This window comes from Delftia sp. WSY_16, from assembly GCF_043104415.1.
Lineage (GTDB): Bacteria > Pseudomonadota > Gammaproteobacteria > Burkholderiales > Burkholderiaceae_C > Comamonas > Comamonas tsuruhatensis.
Genome location: NZ_JBICKS010000008.1, coordinates 1 through 19,161, shown reverse-complemented (window position 1 = coordinate 19,161; position 19,161 = coordinate 1). Strand labels below are relative to the sequence as shown.

17 protein-coding genes are annotated in these 19,161 nt (G+C 66.6%); 7 read left to right on the top strand and 10 right to left on the bottom strand.

What is annotated here, in order from left to right:
* Positions 1-90 precede the first annotated feature (90 nt).
* The gene (rdgB, locus tag ACF8O7_RS05880; protein ID WP_034367744.1) at positions 91-693 is read left to right on the top strand and encodes an RdgB/HAM1 family non-canonical purine NTP pyrophosphatase; all 603 of its coding nucleotides are present in this window, start codon (positions 91-93) and stop codon (positions 691-693) included.
* Positions 690-1,934, top strand: a complete 1,245-nt coding sequence (hemW, locus tag ACF8O7_RS05875) for a radical SAM family heme chaperone HemW (RefSeq protein ID WP_046240974.1) — start codon at positions 690-692, stop codon at positions 1,932-1,934. The genes rdgB and hemW overlap by 4 nt, the downstream gene beginning before the upstream one ends.
* A 76-nt stretch (positions 1,935-2,010) precedes the next feature.
* Here the strand turns inward: hemW and ACF8O7_RS05870 are convergent, their stop codons facing one another.
* The 5 genes from ACF8O7_RS05870 to ACF8O7_RS05850 form a co-directional block, all read right to left on the bottom strand.
* On the bottom strand, positions 2,011-2,364 hold the full coding sequence (locus tag ACF8O7_RS05870) for an I78 family peptidase inhibitor (RefSeq protein ID WP_016454730.1): 354 nt from the start codon (positions 2,362-2,364) through the stop codon (positions 2,011-2,013).
* A gap of 175 nt (positions 2,365-2,539) precedes the next feature.
* Positions 2,540-4,111 carry an SPOR domain-containing protein gene (locus ACF8O7_RS05865; protein WP_126312806.1) on the bottom strand — a complete coding sequence of 524 codons (1,572 nt, stop codon included), beginning with the start codon at positions 4,109-4,111 and terminating at the stop codon, positions 2,540-2,542.
* A gap of 98 nt (positions 4,112-4,209) precedes the next feature.
* Positions 4,210-5,526: a fumarylacetoacetase gene (gene fahA, locus ACF8O7_RS05860; RefSeq protein ID WP_126312807.1), complete on the bottom strand. Its 1,317-nt coding sequence runs from the start codon at positions 5,524-5,526 to the stop codon at positions 4,210-4,212.
* A 75-nt stretch (positions 5,527-5,601) separates the two neighbouring features.
* Positions 5,602-6,420: a 3-hydroxybutyrate dehydrogenase gene (locus ACF8O7_RS05855; RefSeq protein ID WP_126312808.1), complete on the bottom strand. Its 819-nt coding sequence runs from the start codon at positions 6,418-6,420 to the stop codon at positions 5,602-5,604.
* On the bottom strand, positions 6,417-7,160 hold the full coding sequence (locus ACF8O7_RS05850) for a GntR family transcriptional regulator (protein WP_126312809.1): 744 nt from the start codon (positions 7,158-7,160) through the stop codon (positions 6,417-6,419). The genes ACF8O7_RS05855 and ACF8O7_RS05850 overlap by 4 nt, the downstream gene beginning before the upstream one ends.
* 176 nt (positions 7,161-7,336) lie before the next feature.
* Between ACF8O7_RS05850 and ACF8O7_RS05845 the strand changes: the two genes are divergently transcribed.
* From ACF8O7_RS05845 to ACF8O7_RS05830, 4 genes are all read left to right on the top strand, one after another.
* Positions 7,337-9,586 (top strand): hypothetical protein, encoded by a 2,250-nt coding sequence (locus ACF8O7_RS05845; protein WP_126312810.1) that lies wholly within the window; start codon positions 7,337-7,339, stop codon positions 9,584-9,586.
* Between the two features lie 72 nt (positions 9,587-9,658).
* Positions 9,659-10,774 carry a 3-deoxy-7-phosphoheptulonate synthase gene (locus ACF8O7_RS05840; protein ID WP_126312811.1) on the top strand — a complete coding sequence of 372 codons (1,116 nt, stop codon included), beginning with the start codon at positions 9,659-9,661 and terminating at the stop codon, positions 10,772-10,774.
* A 435-nt stretch (positions 10,775-11,209) separates the two neighbouring features.
* On the top strand, positions 11,210-11,743 hold the full coding sequence (locus ACF8O7_RS05835; RefSeq protein WP_322736995.1) for an MATE family efflux transporter: 534 nt from the start codon (positions 11,210-11,212) through the stop codon (positions 11,741-11,743).
* 4 nt (positions 11,744-11,747) lie between these two features.
* Positions 11,748-12,512, top strand: a complete 765-nt coding sequence (locus tag ACF8O7_RS05830) for a hypothetical protein (protein ID WP_227472643.1) — start codon at positions 11,748-11,750, stop codon at positions 12,510-12,512.
* 98 nt (positions 12,513-12,610) lie between these two features.
* Here ACF8O7_RS05830 and ACF8O7_RS05825 read toward each other — a convergent pair whose 3' ends face one another.
* From ACF8O7_RS05825 to ACF8O7_RS05815, 3 genes are all read right to left on the bottom strand, one after another.
* On the bottom strand, positions 12,611-13,066 hold the full coding sequence (locus ACF8O7_RS05825) for a PaaI family thioesterase (protein WP_017406679.1): 456 nt from the start codon (positions 13,064-13,066) through the stop codon (positions 12,611-12,613).
* Positions 13,059-13,526: a MerR family DNA-binding transcriptional regulator gene (locus ACF8O7_RS05820; RefSeq protein ID WP_074924135.1), complete on the bottom strand. Its 468-nt coding sequence runs from the start codon at positions 13,524-13,526 to the stop codon at positions 13,059-13,061. The genes ACF8O7_RS05825 and ACF8O7_RS05820 overlap by 8 nt, the downstream gene beginning before the upstream one ends.
* An 84-nt stretch (positions 13,527-13,610) precedes the next feature.
* Positions 13,611-14,393 (bottom strand): SDR family oxidoreductase, encoded by a 783-nt coding sequence (locus ACF8O7_RS05815; protein WP_126312812.1) that lies wholly within the window; start codon positions 14,391-14,393, stop codon positions 13,611-13,613.
* A 66-nt stretch (positions 14,394-14,459) separates the two neighbouring features.
* Here ACF8O7_RS05815 and ACF8O7_RS05810 point away from each other — a divergent pair, with 66 nt between their 5' ends.
* The gene (locus tag ACF8O7_RS05810; protein ID WP_034367759.1) at positions 14,460-15,407 is read left to right on the top strand and encodes a LysR family transcriptional regulator; all 948 of its coding nucleotides are present in this window, start codon (positions 14,460-14,462) and stop codon (positions 15,405-15,407) included.
* Between the two features lie 162 nt (positions 15,408-15,569).
* On the opposite strand, the gene dbpA is transcribed toward ACF8O7_RS05810, so the two are convergent.
* Together dbpA and ACF8O7_RS05800 are read right to left on the bottom strand one after the other, a co-directional pair.
* Positions 15,570-16,970 (bottom strand): ATP-dependent RNA helicase DbpA, encoded by a 1,401-nt coding sequence (dbpA, locus tag ACF8O7_RS05805; protein ID WP_016454517.1) that lies wholly within the window; start codon positions 16,968-16,970, stop codon positions 15,570-15,572.
* Positions 16,971-17,311: 341 nt separating this feature from the next.
* On the bottom strand, positions 17,312-19,161 hold a 1,850-nt coding region (locus ACF8O7_RS05800; RefSeq protein ID WP_392442717.1), incomplete at its 5' end, for a hypothetical protein.

Genomic DNA, 19,161 nt, shown 5'->3' with positions numbered 1-19,161 from the left:
CCGGCCCGCGGCAGCGGTGCCGTTGGCGCGCATGGACTACCGAACCTATTGACGACAAAGGGCGCACGGGCGCCCGACTGGATTTCTACGATGAAGATTGTGTTGGCCTCCAACAACCGCGGCAAGCTCGCCGAGCTGCAAGCCATGTTCGCCCCGCTGGGGGTGGAGCTGATCCGCCAGGGCGACCTGTTCGAGGGCGAGGCGCCCGAGCCGCATTGCACCTTTGTGGAGAACGCGCTGGCCAAGGCCCGCTTCGCGGCCGAGCGCACGGGCCTGCCCGCCATTGCCGACGACGCCGGCATGTGCGTCTCGCACTTCGGCGGGCTGCCGGGCGTGGATACGGCCTACTACTGCACGCAGTTCGGCTACGAGAAAAGCGACGACAACAACGTGCGCGCGCTGCTGGAGCAGATGCAGGGCGTGGCCGACCGCCGCGCCGCCATGGTCAGCACCCTGGTGGGCGTGCGCAGCGCAAAGGATCCCGAACCGCTGATCGCCATGGGCCGTGTGCAGGGCGAGATCACCACCGAGCGCCGTGGCACGCAGGGCTTCGGCTTCGACCCCGTGATGTACATCCCCGAGCTGGGCCAGACCTTCGCCGAGATGGACCCGGCCGTGAAGCACGCGCACAGCCACCGCGGCCGCGCCACGCTGCAGATGATCGAACTCGTGCGCGAGCGCTGGGTGCGATGATTCCCATCCAGCCCCAGGATTCGGCCTCCGGCGCCCAGGCCGCCGTGCAGCGCGACATCCAGCACTACATGCGCCCCGGCACGCTGCAGCTCGGCAGCCTGCCGCCGCTGTCGCTGTATGTGCACCTGCCCTGGTGCATTCGCAAGTGCCCGTACTGCGACTTCAACTCGCACGAGCACGGCCGCGACGGCCCCGAGCTGCCCGAAGACCGCTACGTCGACGCCCTGGTCGCCGACCTGGAGAGCGCGCTGCCGCTGATCTGGGGCCGCACCGTGCACAGCATCTTCATCGGCGGCGGCACGCCCAGCCTGTTCTCGCCCGAGGCCATCGACCGGCTGCTGGCCGCCATCCGCGCGCGCCTGCGCATGGAGGCCGATTGCGAGATCACCATGGAGGCCAACCCCGGCACCTTCGAGACCGACCGCTTCCGCGCCTTCCGCGCGGCCGGCGTCACGCGGCTGTCCATTGGCGTGCAGAGCTTCGACGACCGCTTCCTGCAGGCCGTGGGCCGCGTGCACGACGGCGCCCAGGCGCGTGCGGCCGTGCGCGAGGCGGCCGACAGCTTCGAGACCTTCAACATCGACCTGATGTACGCGCTGCCCGGCCAGACCGAACTGGACCTGGCGCGTGATCTGGACGTGGCCCTGTCCTTCGCGCCGCCGCACCTGTCGGTCTATCACCTGACCATCGAACCCAATACGTATTTCGCCAAGTTCCCGCCGGCCATCCCCGAGGACGACCTGGCCTACGACATGCTGGACCGCATCACCGCGCGCACCGCCGCCGCAGGCATGCAGCGCTACGAGATATCGGCCTATGCGCGCGAGGGCCACCAGTGCTGGCACAACCGCAACTACTGGCAGTTCGGCGACTACCTGGGCATAGGCGCGGGCGCGCACAGCAAGCTCAGCTTTGCGCACCGCATCGTGCGCCAGGTGCGCTTTCGCGATCCCGCTCGCTACATGGACCAGGCCCTGGCCGGCGCGCCACTGGCGCAGGACGGCGAGGTGCGCCGCGCCGACCTGCCCTTCGAGTACATGCTCAACGCGCTGCGCCTGCGCGAAGGCTTTGCGCTGCAGGACTTCATGGAGCGCACGGGCCTGCCGCTGTCGTCCATCGCCAAGGGACTGGACGCCGCTCAGGCCAAGGGCCTGATCACGCGCGACCTGGGCCGGGTGGTGCCCACGGAGCGGGGCTTTGACTTCCTCAGCGACCTGCAGGAGCTGTTCCTGGCCGAGTGAGCGGGCCGACGACGATTGAAAAAGGACGCCTCGGCGTCCTTTCTTCATCCAGCGCCACAGCGCAATCGGTCGGCGATCAGCCGCAGCGCACGGCCACGATGCGGCCTGTGCCGTCGACCACCAGGTTCAGGCGTTCCTGGTTGAACTCCATCGTCGTTGGCTGGCCTTCGCGCAGCACGCGGGCCATGTAGGCGCCCGACTGCTTGCGTGCGGCCTCCAGCGTGGCCGAGGTATTGCTCTTGCCCACGAAGGACTGGGCCGATGCCGCATTGCAGACCTGCACGGGGCGCGGGGCCGGTTGCGCCGCGCCGCCGCTGCTGCCGCCAAAAGGATTGCCCATGCCGGCGCAACCCGCAACCAGAGTGGTGGCGCCCAGCAGGGCCAGGGCGGCAAGGCGGCGGTGCAGGGCTGGGGTGGTGATCGTCGGCATGGTCTGTCTCCTCAATTCAGGGGGTGTGTGCTGCGCAGTATCAGGGCGGGCGCTGGCGCATCGCCTCGGACAACGCCGCATACCTTAGCCGGGCTCGGGCGGTGCCATTGGCATGCGGAAGTAACAGGCGGCAGCAAAGGCATCACGAAGGCATTGCCAAGGTGCTGCCAGGGCATCACCGCCGCGCGCTGCGGCCTTCCGCGGGGGCGTGGTGGAAGACCGTGGCCTCCAGGCCCATGGCGCGTATCCTGGCCGCCGCCTGATCGGCGCTGCGCTGCTTGGCAAAGGGGCCCGAGCGCACGCGCACGATATCGCCCTTGTTGCTGTGCAGGGTCTGGCTGAGCGTGGGCAGCTTGGCTTTCTCCAGCCGCTCCACCACGCGCCCGGCATTGGCGGCTTCAGAGAACACGCCGATGTTGATGTAGTAGTTGCCCGGCTCCAGAGCCGCCGAGGCAGGCTTGGCAGGTGCCGGGGCCTTTGCGACGGGTTCGGCAGGCTTGGCAGGCTTGGCTGGTTTGGTTTCAGCCGCCACCTTGGAGGGCTTGGCGGGCGCTGGAGTGGCTGTGTGTACGGACGCTGGTGCAGGTGCAGGTGCAGGTGCTTTGGCTGGCACCAACGCGGCCTTGACGGGAATGGCTGCCGCTGCAGTGGCCGCGACGGCACCCGCAGCGCCGGCAGCTGCTACTACGGGCATGGGTTCGACCGTGCCGGAGACGGTGTTGCCGGCGGCGGGCAAGGGCGCTTGCGGATCAGGGCGCGCCTCGGCCTGGGCGACTGGCTCTTGCGGCCGGGGCGTGGGTGCAGGAGTGGGGGCGGGTGTGGGCGCCGGTTCCGTCCTTGGCGTTTCAACGGCAGCTAAGGCTGCGGCGGGCGTTGGCGCCACGGCTGGTGCAGTTGGCGAAACTGGTGCAGCGGCCGGTATGGCTTCGGACGGAATCACCTCGGTCTGTGCCGCCATGAAATGTGGCGTGCCCGACAGCGCCCAGATGCCGGCACCCGCAGCGGCGGCAAGCACCGCACCGGCCGCCACGGCCAGCCGCTTGCGCAAGGGCGTGGCCGCGCGGCGGGCCAGGCGTTCGTGCGCTGCGGCCATGTTGGGGGCCTCGCCAATGGCTTGCAGCGTGTGGCGGCGCACATGGTGCCAGTACAGGGCATTGGCGCCCAGGCCGGGAATGGCAACGGCCAGCAGGATCAGCGTGGCATCGATGCCGTGGGCAATCGCCGGGGGCAGGCCCAGCGCGGGGCGCAGCAGCAGGCCCCAGACCAGGCCCGTGCCGCCGGCGGCCAGCGCATAGAGGCCGCCCTCTTGCCACAGCCCGCGCAGCCCGCACCAGGGCAGGGTGAACAGGCCTGCGGCCAGGTTCCAGGTAGGCAAGGGCTTGCCCAGCGCATCGAAGCGCTCGAACAGGCGCAGGTAGTAGTCGCGCGAGGGCTCGCCAATCAGGCTGGCGTACAGGCCGGGCATCAGGCCTGCTCCCTGGCCACCGGTGAAGCTGGTCGTGCCGGAATTCGTGCCGGAACTTGCGCCGGGGGCCGCCCGTTCGTCGGCGGCCGGGCCGTCATCGCCGTGCTGCAGCGCATAGGCTGCGGCGGCGAAGGCGCTGGCGATCGAGGGCGGCAGCTTGCTGGGGCTCTTGGCGGTGCCGGGCTCGGCAAAGGCGGGCTCCTGCCGTGCAGGGGCCGCCTGCCTTCCGAAGTCGATGGTGGCGGGAGGTGCTGAGAGGGCTTCTTCCGATGGGGCGGGCATGTCAGCAATTGTGTCATGCACTCGTGGCTGTCGGAATCACGACATTCGTGGCTATCGATCGGGCGACTCCATCGCGCCCGATCGATTGGAGGCTGCTGTCAGCCCTGGCGCGCGGGCAGCACCGTGGCGCGGCACTCGCCGAAGCCGATGCGCGCGGCGCCCGGCTTCTCGCACCAGCCGCGCAGGATCACGGCATCGCCATCCTGCAGGAAGGTGCGGCTCTCGCCATTGGCCAGCGCCACGGGCTTCTTGCCGCCTTCGGTCAGCTCCAGCAGAGCGCCGGCCTCGGTGGCCGTGGGGCCGGACAGCGTGCCCGTGCCCAGCAGGTCGCCGGGCTGCAGGTCGCAGCCGTTGACGCTGTGGTGGGCCAGCAGCTGGGCCATGGTCCAGTAGGCGTGGCGGTAGCTGGTGTGGGTGATCTGCTGGGCGGCCTGGCCTTCGGCGCGCATGCGGCCGGTCTCCAGCGCCACGCTCAACTGCACGTCGAACGCGCCGCGCTCGGAGTTGGCGGCCGAGCTCAGGTAGGGCAGGGGCTGGGGATCTGCGGCGGGCCGCGTAAAGGCCGTGCGGTAGGGCTCCAGCGCCTCCAGCGTCACGATCCAGGGCGAGACCGTGGTGGCGAAGTTCTTCGACAGGAAGGGGCCCAGCGGCTGGTATTCCCAGGCCTGGATGTCGCGCGCCGACCAGTCGTTGAGCAGGCACAGGCCGAAGATGTGGTTCTCTGCCTCGTCCATGGAAATCGCCTCGCCCCAGGCGTTGCCGGCGCCGGTGTAGATGCCCATCTCCAGCTCGTAGTCCAGGCGTGCGCAGGGCTTGAGTGCGGGCGCGGCAGCGTCGGGCGCCTTCAGCTGGCCCATGGGGCGGCGGAAGTCCACGCCCGACACGCGCAGGCTGGAGGCGCGGCCGTGGTAGCCAATCGGCACCCACTTGTAGTTCTCCATCAGCGGGTTGTCCGGGCGGAACAGCTTGCCGACGTTGGTGGCGTGGTGTACCGAGGTGTAGAAGTCCGTGTAGTCGCCGACCTGGGCCGGCACCGTGTATTCCACGTCGGACTGGGCCACCAGGCAATCCTGCAGTGCCGCCTGTGCGGCAGCGCCTTCGCGCAGCGCGCGCGACAGCGCCAGACGCAGGGCCGACCAGGCGGCCGGTCCCATGGCCATGAAGCCGTTCAGGTGCTGTTGCGAAGCGGCCTCCAGCTGCGGCTGCACGGCATCGCCCAGGGCCTTGAGGGCGCTGGCGCGCGCCAGGTCCAGCACCTGGTCGCCGATGGCCACGCCGCCGCGCCAGGCCTCCTGGCTGCCTGCGCGGCGGAACACCGCAAACGGCAGGTTCTGGATGGGGAAGTCGCTGGCGCCGGTGTTGGCCGAGGCCACCCAGCTGCGCAGGCCTGCGTCATGGGTTTCGTTCAAGGACATCTGTCTCTCCTGGTTGGGTTTGTCTGTCGTTGGTATGAAAAGGGGTTTGGCGGGGCAGGGCGAGGCGTGGCGGGGTCAGGCAGCGGCAAAGCCGCCGTCCATGTTCCAGTGTGCGCCGCGCACCTGGGCGGCCTGCTCGCTGGCCAGGAAACCGGCCAGCGCCGCCACCTGCTCCACGGTCACGAAGGCCTGGGAGGGCTGCTTGGCGCCCAGCAGCTGGCGGGCCGCCGCGTCGGCATCCAGCCCTTCGCGCTCGGCCAGCGCATCGATCTGCCGTTGCACCAGCGGCGTCAGCACCCAGCCCGGGCAGATGGCGTTGCAGGTCACGGGCGTGGTGGCGAACTCCAGCGCCACCGACTTGGTCAGGCCGATCAGCCCGTGCTTGCTGGCCACATAGGCCGGCTTGCGCGCCACGCCCACCAGCCCGCTGACCGAGGCGATATTGATGATGCGGCCCCAGCCGCGCTCCAGCATCTGCGGCGCGCAGGCCTGGATGGCGTGGAAGGGCGCCGAGAGGTTGACGGCCAGCAGCTCGTCCCACTTGCCGGCCGGGAATTCGAGCAGCGGGCTCACATGCTGCATGCCTGCGTTGTTGACCAGGATGTCGATGGGCCCCAGCTCGGCCGCAATGCGCTGCGCCAGCGGTGCGATGGCGCTGCCGTCGCGCAGGTCCAGCCCGTAGTGGCGCACCGGCACGCCATGCGTTTGGGCGATCTCGCGCACCAGCGCATCGGTCTCGGCCGATGCGGCGGCCTGGCCATGCAGCGCGATGGCCGCGCCCTCGCTGGCCAGATGGCGCGCCACGGCCAGGCCGATGCCGCTGGTCGAGCCGGTGATCCAGGCCACGCGGCCCGCATGCGGGCGGCTGGCCGGGGCGGAGGGGGTGGGGTTCATTTCAGAAGATCCATTTCCATATGCACGTACTCGCTGAGAAAGCGCACCCGCGCCCAGTAGATCAGCAGCCCGTCGGCATTGCAGGCCCAGCGCAGCGCCTGCATCAGCGGCGTGCCCAGGGCCACGCCCAGGTGCTCGGCGGCCAGTTCGTCGGCCGGTGCCACGCTCAGGTGCTGGCGCGCCACGGCAATGCGCGAGGGGTCGCTGCTCAGGGCCACGGCCAGGGAGCTGCGCTGCAGCTGGGCCTCGATCGCGGGGAACAGTTCCTGCTCCAGGTACAGCTGCGACAGGCAAAACCGCGCCGCGTCATGGTCGTACACGCGCAGCAGGTGCACGTAGGCGGGGGCCATGCGGCCCACGTCGGGGAAGCCTTCGGGAATCGGCGGCAGGCAGTCCCGCCCGGTGTGCAGGGTGATCTGGCCGATGTGGGCGCCAAAGGCCACCAGCTCCTTCCAGCTGGTGGGCAACAGAAAGGACGGCGGCTTGTAGGGCGCCGCAATCACCCGCGTGCCGCCGCGCTTGCGCGTGAGCAGCAGGCCCTCTGCCACCAGGGCGCCCAGCGCCATGCGCACCGTGGTGCGCGACACGCCATGCAGCGCCTGCAGCTCCTGCACCGTGGGAATGGCGCTGCCTACGGGCCAGGCGCCCGTGGACACCTTGCTGCGGAACAGCCGCGCCAGCTGCAGGTGTAGCTTGTCCCGGCCTTGTTGAGGGGCCGACGCGGTGGAGTTGGAGGGCATGAAGGCAATAAAGTATCTATTCAGTGCTTTTATTTTTGCACAAAGCAATAGCCCTGACAGCCTGCACTGACGCCCGTCGTTGACAAATGTCTTCAATTGGACAGGCCGAATGACTTTTAAACTGCGGCCCTTTTTCCGTTTTTCGAACGTTGGCCAGAGCGGCCGTTGGGTATTTCATGCAGCAGCAACATGCTTGGGAGTTTTTTCGCGCCGGTGGAGTGGACCAGGTGGTCATCCGCACCGGGCAGGACATTGCGCACATCGGCGAGCTGGACCAGAAGCTGTGGGTGGCCCTGGCCTGCCCCACGCGCGGCATCGAGTTCGACAGCGACACGCTGGACCTGATCGACGAAGACAAGGACGGCCGCATCCGCCCGCCCGAGCTGATCGCCGCCTGCCAATGGGCCGTGGCGCGCGTGCGCGACCCGCAGGTGCTGGCCGATGGCGGCGACGTGCTGCAACTGTCCAGCCTGGAGCGCGACAGCGAGCAGGGCGCCCTGCTGCATGCCGAGGCCGAGCGCATGCTGGCCCTGTCCGGTCAGGCCGGCGGCGCCGCGCTGAGCCTGGCCCAGGTGCGCGAGCGCCTGGCCTCCCTGGCGGCCATGCGCTTCAATGGCGACGGCATCGTCAGCCCCGCCACGGCCGAGGGCGACAAGGCACTGGCCGAGCTGATCGAACGCATTGGCAAGGCCTACGGCACCGCTGCCGGCGCCGACGGCGTGGCCGGCATCGCGCGCCAGCAGGCAGAGGCTTTCTATGCGGACCTGCGCGCACTGCGCGACTGGCATGCGGGCGCCGAGGCCCTGGGCTGCGGCATTGCCGAGCGCGACCAGGCCCTGGCCGCCGCCCGCGCCGTGGACGCGGTCCAGGCCAAGGTGGACGACTTCTTCGCACGCACACGCCTGGCCGCCTTCGACACGCGTGCGCAGGACCCGCTCAACCCCTCCGTGGAGGGCTATGCCGCCCTGGGCCGCGAAGTGCTGGACAGCGGCGCCCAGGCCATTGCCGCGCTGCCGCTGGCCGCCGTGGCGGCCGATCGCGCGCTGCCGCTGACGCAGGGGGTCAACCCCGCATGGGCCGGCGCGCTGCAGGCCCTGCGCGAGCAGGCCGTGCAGCCCGTGCTGGGCGAAGACCTGCAGGAGATTACCGCCGCGCAGTGGGAGCAGGTCAAGGCCGCCCTGCAGCCCTGCCGCCAATGGCTGGCGGCCCGGCCCGCCACGCCGCTCGATGCCCTGTCTCAACAGGAGGTGCAGGCGCTGCTGGACGGCGGCCAGGAAGCCGCGCTGCTGGACCTCATCGCCCAGGACGAGTCCGAGAAGGAACACAGCCTGCAGGCCGTGGCGCTGGAAAAGCTCATCCGCCTCCAGCGCGACCTGCTGGCGCTGCTCAACAACTTCGTCTCGTTCAGCCTCTTTTACCGGCGCGAGGGCGCGGCCTTCCAGGCCGGCACGCTCTACCTGGATGCCCGCAGCTGCGACCTGACCGTGGAAGTGAGCGACACGGCTGCCCATGCCGCGCTGGCCGGCCGTGCCAAGACCTGCCTGGCCTACTGCGAGCTGCGGCGCGAGGGCAAGAAGAAAGCCATCGTCGCGGCCTTCACGGCGGGCGATGTGGACTTTCTCTTCGTGGGCCGCAACGGCGTGTTCTATGACCGCGCAGGTAACGACTGGGACGCCACCATCGTCAAGCTCATCGAGAACCCCACCAGCATCGGCCAGGCCTTCTTCCTGCCCTACAAGAAATTCCTGCGCATGGTGGAGGAACAGGTGGCCAAGCGCGCCTCGGCCAAGGAGGAGGGCGTGACCGCCAGCCTGGGCACGCAGGCCGGCCAGCTGGTCACGGCGCCCGGCACCGCAGCGGCCAGCGCCGACACAGCCACGGCGGCCGCCGCCCCGCGCAAGACCGATGTGGGCACCGTGGCCGCCCTGGGCGTGGCCCTGGGCTCCATCAGCGCCGTGCTGGTGGGCATCTTCGGCAAGTTCATCGACCTGGGGCCCTGGATTCCCGTGGCCCTGGTCGGCCTCATCGCGGCCATCTCAGGGCCCAGCATGATGATTGCCTGGCTCAAGCTGCGCCAGCGCAGCCTGGGGCCCATCCTGGACGCCAGCGGCTGGGCCATCAACGGCCGCATGCGCATCAACCTGCCGCTGGGCCGCAGCCTGTCGCAGACCGCCAAGGTGCCGGTGGGCGCGCGGCGCACGGCGGGCGATCCCTATGCGGAAGGCAATGGCCTGCGCAACACCCTGGTGGCGCTGGCCGTGGTGGCCTTGCTGGCGCTGATGGCCTGGCGCCTGCACTGGATCGATGGCCTGCTGCCCGCCGGCTGGCAGTACGGCGCGGCACCGGCCGCTGTGCCGGCTGCGCCAGAGTCCGCACCTGCGCCTGCGCCAGCAGCGGCACCGGCACCTGCAGCGGCGGCTCAGTAAGTCGATGCCAAGGGGCGGGCAAGCCACTTGCCCCGCCCCGGTCGGGAAACCTCAAGGCGCGACAATAGCGCCATGACCACCCCCACCCACGTACAACGCAGTGCCGTGCCCCTGAGCACGCACGACACCACCCGCATCGACGACCTGCGCATCAAGGCCGTGCGCCCCCTGATCACCCCGGCCCTGCTGCAGGAATGGCTGCCCGCGCCCGAAGCCGCGCAGCAACTGGTGGAAACCAGCCGCGCCGCCATCTCGGACGTACTGCAGGGCCGGGACGACCGGCTCATCGTCGTCGTCGGACCCTGCTCCATCCACGACCACGACCAGGCCATGGACTATGCGCGCCAGCTCAAGGCCCAGGCCGACGCCCTGGCCGGCGAGCTGCTCGTGGTCATGCGCGTCTACTTCGAGAAGCCCCGCACCACCGTAGGCTGGAAGGGCTACATCAACGACCCGCACCTGGACGGCAGCTTCGCCATCAACGAAGGCCTGGAAATGGCCCGCGCCCTGCTGCTGGACGTGCTGGCCCTGGGCCTGCCCGTGGGCACGGAATTCCTGGATCTGCTGTCGCCGCAATTCATCAGCGACCTGGTCAGCTGGGGCGCCATCGGCGCGCGCACCACGGAAAGCCAGAGCCACCGCCAGCTGGCCAGTGGCCTGTCCTGCCCCGTGGGCTTCAAGAACGGCACGGACGGCGGCGTCAAGGTGGCCAGCGATGCCATCCAGGCGGCCAGCGCGCCCCACGCCTTCATGGGCATGACCAAGATGGGCCAGTCCGCCATCTTCGAGACCCGCGGCAATGGCGACTGCCACGTCATCCTGCGCGGCGGCAAGCAGCCCAACTACGGCGCCGAGCATGTGCAGGCCGCCTGCGCCCTGCTGGAAGGCGCAGGCCTGCGCCCGCAGGTCATGATCGATGTCTCCCACGCCAACAGCAGCAAGCAGCACCGCCGCCAGATCGACGTGGCGGCCGACGTGGCCCAGCAGATCGCCGGTGGCGATGCCCGCATCACGGGGTTGATGATCGAAAGCCACCTGCAGGAAGGGCGGCAGGACATCGTGGACGGCCAGCCGCTGGCGCATGGCGTGTCCGTGACCGATGCCTGCATCAGCCTGGAGCAGACCGTGCCTGTGCTGCAGCAGCTGGCTGCGGCAGTGAAGGCGAGGCGGTTGAAGCTGCGGGGATGAGTAGACCTGCCGGGTCTGTTTTGGGCCCGCGTCAGGCAATGGGGCAGTCCTGTCCTTCGGCAGGACTGCAATGCTGCAACCGCTACAGCGCAGTGGCGTGCATACAGGTCGCCGATGTAAAGACAGGGTCGGCAGACTGCGAGATCTCATTCAGATGCTGGGGCAGCGCGGGCCTGCATCACGCTTTTCAGACCAGTCCGATTGCATCATGCATTTTCGCATTGAATGATTGATTTTTATATCGGCTCAAGAGATTTTCTATTGTTGCATCCAGTGTATCTCAAGGATTGCGCCGATATGTTTGTCCATATTCCGCAGTGACAGGGATGGCGGGCAATGAATAATGAATGGCAGCTTCAACGTAACCCAGGATCTTCATTTCAAAGAATTCGGGTCATATATCATGGGTTTTGATTCTGCGGAGTAGGGATAGGTATGAGGCCTGGTGATGCAAAGCGGGTATTTGACCTCGCAGTTGGGCGCTCCGCCCCACCGCTTGCCTCCATGGTCACCATTTTTGCCATTAGTTTCCATAGCCCTACTCTTGTTGCCCAATTCAGCATAGCCCTTTCCTTTGCATCACTTTTCTTTGTATTGCCGGCGAGTATTGGCGCCATCTTCTTTTCGGAAATGGCTGCCAGCAAAGGTAAGGGGCAATCGGATTCACTCATCAGTTTGATGTTCTGGATAGTCCTCCTGTACACCGGGTTTTGTTTTATTTTGGTGTATTGGCTTCCTGTTATCTCGAAAACCCTGATATCCGGTTTGCCAGAGGAGCTATTGGATGGAGCCATATCCCAGGCAAGATTGATAATTCTGTGTATTCCCTTCTTCGGAATCATCAATGTATGCGGCTGCGTTCTTGAGTCAAGACCACATACTGCCATCGTTGCAAAATTCAGAATGTGGCAGGTTTTTTTTCCATGCAGCCTGTGTGATTGTTGTGCTGGTGCTGCTTGGGAGGAATGAGTGGATGAGTGATGACTCGGTCGCTCTTGCCTATCTGTTCAGTGACATCATTTTTTCCATTGCCGCATATGCTTTGATGCGGAAATACTGTCAATTCAGTTTTTCATTCAATTTTCGTGGATTGCCTGGCAGAAGAATATTTTCCGTTTTGATTCCTGGCTATGCCAATGCTTTCTTTGGAAAATATCTGATTTATATATTGTCAATGTCTGTTGCAGGGCTGGGTGCAATGTATTCTGCAATTCAATCCCAAGCTTCTGCCATATTGCTGTTGGCAGAGCTGCCTGCCATGGGAGTCTGTGCTCTTCTGGCGATGGAGATATCAAAAAATCGTGGAAGATGGGCAGTGCAATTTCAGTTTATCAAAGATTCTTCTTCATTGATGATTTATTGTGCCATTATTCCGGCTGTTGCATTGTTTGTATTCATGCTGTTCTATGAAATATCGATGGCCAATGGTTATCAAATTGTCGGGGAGGGGTTCCTTTCCTTGGTGTGCAAAGGAATTACGGATGTGGGGTTTTTCTATGCGGCAGCAATTTCTGGTGGGCTAGGTCTTTATTGGTCGTCAAGAATCATTTTTTGGGTTGTTTACGCATTGGTGTTTTTTGCCCCGATGTCATTGGGGTTTCATGGCTCCAGTTATTCCATGATCAATTATGTTTTCTCATTTTCTTCTCTCCTGTCCGGTGCGCTGTTGGTCCTGCTTATCCGCAACAGGCGAGATTCCCTATCCGAAGAGAAGATTGGCTTGAAGCAGAGCCTGTAGCAGTGGTGGCCCTTGGCGAGGTGATCTGTCCTTCGGCAACCCCGCAACCGCCACGACGCAGGCGCTGACATACGGGGTGGGGAGGCGGGGGAACGTTCTCAGGCCCGCACGGGCCTGGGCTCCAGATTGCGCGCCGTGCCCAGCCAGGTCGCGCAATGCGTTTCATGACCGCCCTCGGCCACCGCGTACAGGTCGGCTGCGCAGATGCTGAGCACGCGGCCGGCATCCACCACGCGGCCGCGCGCCCGCAGGTGGGTGCCGCGTGCGGGGGCGAAGAGCTTCACGCTGCCGTCCACCGTGGCATTGGCCCAGCCGGCAGGCAGCAGTGAACCTGCGGCCGACACCGCCGCAAAGTCGCCCAGTGCAAAGACCGCCGTGGCCTGCAACTGGCCCGGCTGAAAGCACAGGGCATCGGCAATGGGCATCTCCAGCTCGGTGGCTCCGGGCTCGGCACGCACGAAGCGCAGGCCCAGGGTGCGCGCCATGGGCATGGCCAGCACGGCGTTCTGCAGCGCCTGGGTGGATGGGGTGGGGTGGGTGGTCGGCTCAGTCATGGCTTGTCTCCTTCGTGGTGGGTGAAGCGGCACGGCGCACGCGCGGCCAGGGCGCGGCGGGTTTGTCGGGTGCGTTGGATGGGGCCGGTGCCGTCTGCGCCAGATCCCGCTCGGCCTGGCGGGCGCGCAGCCACTGCACATGGTCCAGGGCCTGGGCGCGCTGGGCCTGCAGCGCGGCGATCTGTTCGTCTATCTCCTGCACGCGCTGCTGCACGGCATCGGCCAGGTCACCGGGGCCTATGCGCCCCGCACGCCAGGCGCGCAGGTTCTCCGCAATGCGCGGCAGCCCGAACCCCAGCGCGCGGGACATGGCGATGAACACCACCTCGCGCCGGGCCGAGCGCGGATAGTCGCGGTAGCCATTGGGCAGGCGCCGGGGCTTGAGCAGGCCCGCGCGCTCGTAGTGCCGCAGCGCGTGGATGGAGACGCCCGTGAGCCGGGCGAGTTCGGAGATCAGCATGTGCCAAGGCTAGCAAGGCTCGTGCTGGGCTAGGGTTGGGAAGGGGACAGGTTTTTTTCTATCGCTGTCTCTTGCCAGTCGTCTTCAAGCCGGCTGCGCGGCAGGCCTCATCACGCGCGCCGTGAACCGGGCCATGAACTCGCGAGTGACAATGCGCCCGCCCAGGGCCGTCAGGTAGTTGGCGCAGCCGTGCACCACCGATGCGCGGTTGTCGTCGAAGGCTTTCAGCCCCAGGCGAACCACGTCTTCGCTGGATGCTTTTTTCCCGAAGGATGCGGCCTCGCCGGCGCGGGCGAAGAACGCCGTGTCGGTAGCGCCCGGGCACAACGCCAGCACGCGCACGCCGCGCGGCCGGTACTCGGCCCAGAGCGCTTCGCTGAACGAAAGGACGAAGGCCTTGGTCGCGGCGTAGACCGCCATGTACGGGACCGGCTGAAACGCTGCCGTGGAGGCGATGTTGATGACGCCGCCCTGGCGCTGCTCCAGTGCGGGGAGACACAGGTGCGTCAAATCCACCAGGGCGCCCACATTCAGATCGATGGCCTCCCGCTGTATGTCCAGCGCCAGTTCATCAAACCTGCCGTGGGTGCCGAAGCCCGCGTTGTTTACCAGCAGATCCGGCAGCAGGCCCCTGGCGCTGACGGCCTCGAAGACCCGCCGGGCCGCCCCGGGTGCGGCCAGGTCCTCCACCAGGAATTCGGCGCCGGGCAATTCGCTGGCGAGCTTCTCGAGCCTGTCGCGGCTGCGCGCGATCAGCACGACTTTGGCGCCACGGCGGGCAAGCTCCCTGGCGAATACTTCACCGATGCCCATGGAGGCGCCGGTCACCAGGACGGTTTTCTGGGAAAAATCAAAAGGGGTTTTCATGCACTCGAGTATTGCGACGGGGGGCCCGCCTGGGAATGGGCAGCGCTGGTAAGCTGATTTGCATTCATGAAAAACCAACCGCCCACCACCTGGGATGACCTGCGCGTGCTCCTGGCGCTTCACCGCCACCAAAGCCTGCTGGCCGCAGGCGCTGCCCTGGGCCTGTCCACCTCCACCGTCGCGCGGCGCATCGAGGCGCTGGAGCAATCCCTGGGCCGCGCCCTGGTACACCGCAGCAGCGCAGGGACGACGGTCGAGCCCGATGCGATGGAACTGGTGGAGCTGGCCGAGCAATTCGAGCTGGGACTGGGCGGCATCAAGCGCGACGACCGGCCCGCTGAGAAGGCCCATGCGCTGACCGGCACCATCCGCGTCAGCATGGGCGAAGGCTTCGTGAAGCCGGTGACCGCCGTGCTCTCGCAGTTGAGAAGCGCGCACCCCGGGCTGCATATCGAAGTGGCCGTGGAGTCGCGCTTCACGGATGTCGGGCGGCGCGAAGTGGACGTCGCGCTCCGGGTCGGGCGCTCCAGCTCGGCCGTGGTGGTGGAGAAATGGGCGGGGCAACTGACGTTTGGCCTGTACGCCTCGCACGGCTATGTCGAGCAGCGCCTGCCGGGTCGCCGCCTGCGCGTGCAGGACTTCGCCAGCCACGACTTCGTGGGACAGGACCTGGCCACCGGCCGGCAGGACGCCTCCAACCTGTGGCTGGCCAGCCGGGGCGCCACCCGGTTCGTCTTTCGATCCGCCTCCGACCTGGCCCGCCAGGAGGCCACGGAGCAAGGCCAGGGCATCTGCCTGCTGCCCGACGCCATGGCCCATGCCGTGCCCGGCCTGGCACGGCTGGAGGTGGATGCGCCACTGCCGTCCTGCCCGGTGTACCTGGCCTATCACCGCGACCGCCGCAACGTGCCGGGCGTGCGGGCCGTGATCGACGCGCTGGGCGCGGCGCTGGCCGAAGGGCTGCAGCCGCCCGCAGAAAAAGCCGAAGCGGCCAACCCTGCCGCGCAGTCATGACAGGCCCGGTCTTTCCAGACCGTTCAAGGCGAGGGCGCGGACGACGGACCCGGTGAGCAGCCAGGAGCATCGTTGGCCGTCGATCCCAACGAAACAAGAATGGGCAGTGGCTGGCGCGAAACGACCCGTTGTGGTCGTTCGTGCCTCGGCGCCTGCAACCGCTCAATCCTTGAGCAAGCGCGCCTTCACCGTTCGCCCCTTGATCTTTCCGCTATTGAGCCGGGCAACGACGTCATGCGCAATCTTGCGGTCCACGGCCACATAGGTTGCGAACTCGTTGATGTCGATCTTGCCCACTTGCTCGCGGGTGTAGCCCAGGTCTGCGGTGAGCGCGCCCAGCACATCGCCCGGGCGGATCTTGTCCTTGCGGCTGGCATTGATGTGGATGGTGGCCTTGGATGGCAGGAGCCGGCCGCCGGGAGTCGGCGTCAGCTCGTCCAGCGGGTACCAGACGGATGGGCTGCCCTGCATCTGCTCGATGTTTCCGACCGCGCCCATTTCGTCCATCGTCGCAAGACTCAGGGCCAGGCCTTTCTGGCCGGCGCGGCCTGTGCGGCCGATGCGGTGCACGTGCACTTCAGGGTCGGGCGTGATGTCCACGTTGATGACGGCGCCCAGGTTGGTCACATCCAGCCCGCGAGCCGCCACATCGGTGGCGACCAGCACGGAGCAACTGCCGTTCACGAAGCGCACCAGCACCTGGTCACGGTCACGCTGCTCCAGATCGCCGTGCAGCTCCAGCGCGCTGTAGCCCTGGGCCTGCAGCAGCTCGGCAAGGGCCCGGCAGCGCGCCTTGGTATTGCAGAAGGCCAGCGTGCTCTCGGGCCGGAAATGCTCCAGCAGGCGAGCCACCGCAGGCAGCCGCTCTTCCTTGTCCACCTCGTACCAGCGCTGCTCGATCTGCTCGCCGCTGTGCTGCGCGGCGACCTTGACCGTGACCGGGTCACGCATGAATCGCGCGGCCAGCTTGGCGATGCCTTCAGGGTAGGTGGCGGAGAACAGCAAGGTCTGGCGCTGCGGGGGGCACTGCTTGGCGACCTTGGCGATGTCATCGACGAAACCCATGTCGAGCATGCGATCTGCTTCGTCAAGCACCAAGGTGTTCAGCGAATCAAGGTTCAGATTGCCCCGGTCCAGGTGATCGATCACACGGCCGGGCGTGCCCACGATCACGTGCGCGCCGTTCTCAAGGCTCGCGTTCTGGCCGCGCAGCGGAACGCCGCCGGACAGGGTCACCACCTTGACGTTGTCTTCCGCACGCGCCAGGCGGCGAATCTCGGTCGTCACCTGATCGGCCAGCTCGCGGGTGGGGCAGAGCACCAGGCCTTGCACCGAGAAATTGCGCGTATCCAGCTTGGCCAGCAGCGCCAGGGCAAAGGCTGCGGTCTTGCCGCTGCCGGTCTTCGCCTGGGCGATCACATCCTTGCCTTCAAGCGCAGGGGGCAGGCTGGCGAGCTGAATCGCCGTCATTTCAAGGTAGCCGAGCCGCTCAAGATTGGCGAGCGTCGCAGGCGAAAGCGCAAGTTTGTCGAAGGAATGGGGGGAAGCCGAGGGTGCAGTCATGGCGGCATTTTAGTTTTGGCGCTCTCAGGACCGGGGCGCGGCACGCTGGTCACTGAGAAAGAGCAGGGGCTTGCTGGGCCATTGCCGGCATGTGCGAGAAGACGGCCAGCGGGGTGTTGACGGCATGGATGGCAAGAGGTCTGCCGTGGGGCTAACAGATAGCAACCAGCCTGAAGCTGCCGGCCAGCAGTCGGCTGGCGACCCATTGCGGTCTTCGAAGCAAATTCAAAAGCGGTCGTCCAGAGCACCCCAGTTTCGAAGACCTGCGGCCGCATCGGCGTAACTCAATGCAAGCCTGAAGGCTCTTGCAAACGTTGGCTGGCGAGCGGTCGGCTGGCCTACTACCGGCCGCGCTTCTCCAAAATCGCGATGAGTTCTGCGTCGACCTCGTCCGGCACTTGGTTCTGTCGATGGCGAAGTCGTTCAACTACCGTGCCGGTCGGGGGATGGCTGTCCCACGCCTCGCGGCTCCAGTCGCCCCGCAGCAAGATGTCCCAGTAGATCTCGCCTTTCGTGCTATCCACCAGATCGCCTGCGTCATCGGGGGCTGCGCCGTAGCTCAGCAGCAGCGCCGCCAGCGGTAGGCAGATCGGGCGCATCTCGCTGCCGCGACCGCACAGCAGCAGCGCAACGGCACCGAGCAGCGAGCCGCGCCAGTACAGACGCTTGTAGCGGAAGTCAGCGTCAATGCCGCTGCCCGTCAATTTGTGCAAGCACAGGCGCACAGGCATGTTGGCGTCTAACCCCTGGGCAAGCAGCCCGGCCAAGAAATCCAAGATCAACTGACCATCGCGCGCCGGGACGAAGTGTCGGTCGCCGTTCAGTGGGACGTCGGCCATGAGCGCCCGCTCCTTGGCGTCGAAAATGCCAACTAACACCTCGCGCTGAAACGCATCGGGCTCCATCCAGAACGCGGCGCTGGCACCGTTGGTGAGCAACTCATTGGCCAGGGTCAGCGGCTGGCAACCCATCGTCGGGTGGCGCATGACGTTACGCAGCAGGGAGGTGGGGCGGTCATCCCACAGCGGGGTGTCCAGATTCACCCCTGCGGCGACCAGCTCGGCAACGGTTCCTGCGTCGCGCTCCTGCCAGTACAGGCGCTCCAGGCGGCGCTGATCGCTCATGGCCGGCGGCGCAACGGAGCGCGCGCCCAGTGTCTCCAGCACGGCCAGCACGTCCAGCCGGTCCTTAAAGAAACTCACACTGTTGAAGAGAAGGCTGCCCCTCACCTGCTCCGGGTGCAGGGCCCAGCGGATCTGCGCGTTGACGTCCACGCCCTCGCGAGAGGCCAGCAAGGCCAGCAGTTCGGGATGTTCGCAGAGCGCGCGCAGCACACACTCCGAGCGCCACAGCGCCACGGGGTCGGCTTGTGGCGCCTGCACGAGCGTGCGCAGCAGTGCCGGAGTGTTCTTGCCGCCGTAGCTCTGCACCACCTCTGCGACCTCGTCGACCCAGGCCAGGCAGGCGATTAGGTCGACGTTCGCGTCCAGCAGCGCCGACACCGCCTTGCCTAGCCGGGCCTTGGCCGCATGCACCAGAAGCGGCGTGCCATCGACCACGGCATTCTTCGGTGCGCCGGCCTTGATGGCCTTGGCGAAGGCAGCCTCCTTGCCGTCCAGCAGCAGCTCCAGCAGCTCCTCCTCCTCAGTCAGCATCGGCGCCGGGAAGGCCTTGGCAGCAACCTTTTTGCCGCCTTGGTAATGCAGCGTTCGCGTTTCGCCGACCTGCCCGTACCAGATGCGCACTCGGATGTGCGTCGCGCCGGCGTCGTGCAGTGCCTGGATATGCGCCTTCTCCAATTCGTCACCGGATGAGGTGTCAATCACGAAGCGCAGCGTCTCGCCCCGCAGCGACGTACTGGTCACGAAGGGCTTCTCCCAGTCGTCGAAGCAAGCTTGCAGCGGCGCGGGCCACTGGTCGGCGAACTGGCCGACTGCGGTCTGGAGGTGACCGTGCAGCGCGGAGAGCATAAGGGCATCAGCGCCGATGCAGGTAAAGGTCAGGATGTTGGAAGACATGAGAGGGGTGTAGACAGGCGAGAAGGCGTCTGAGGCGCCATTGTGTCCAAGCTCGGTGCCCGTTAGCTTGACACTTTGTCCACACACCCATATCCAGCCTTTGCGACTTTCAATCGACGTTGCAAATTCGGCTTTGGATTTGACTATCGGATAAAAGCAATGTCCGCTCTTGG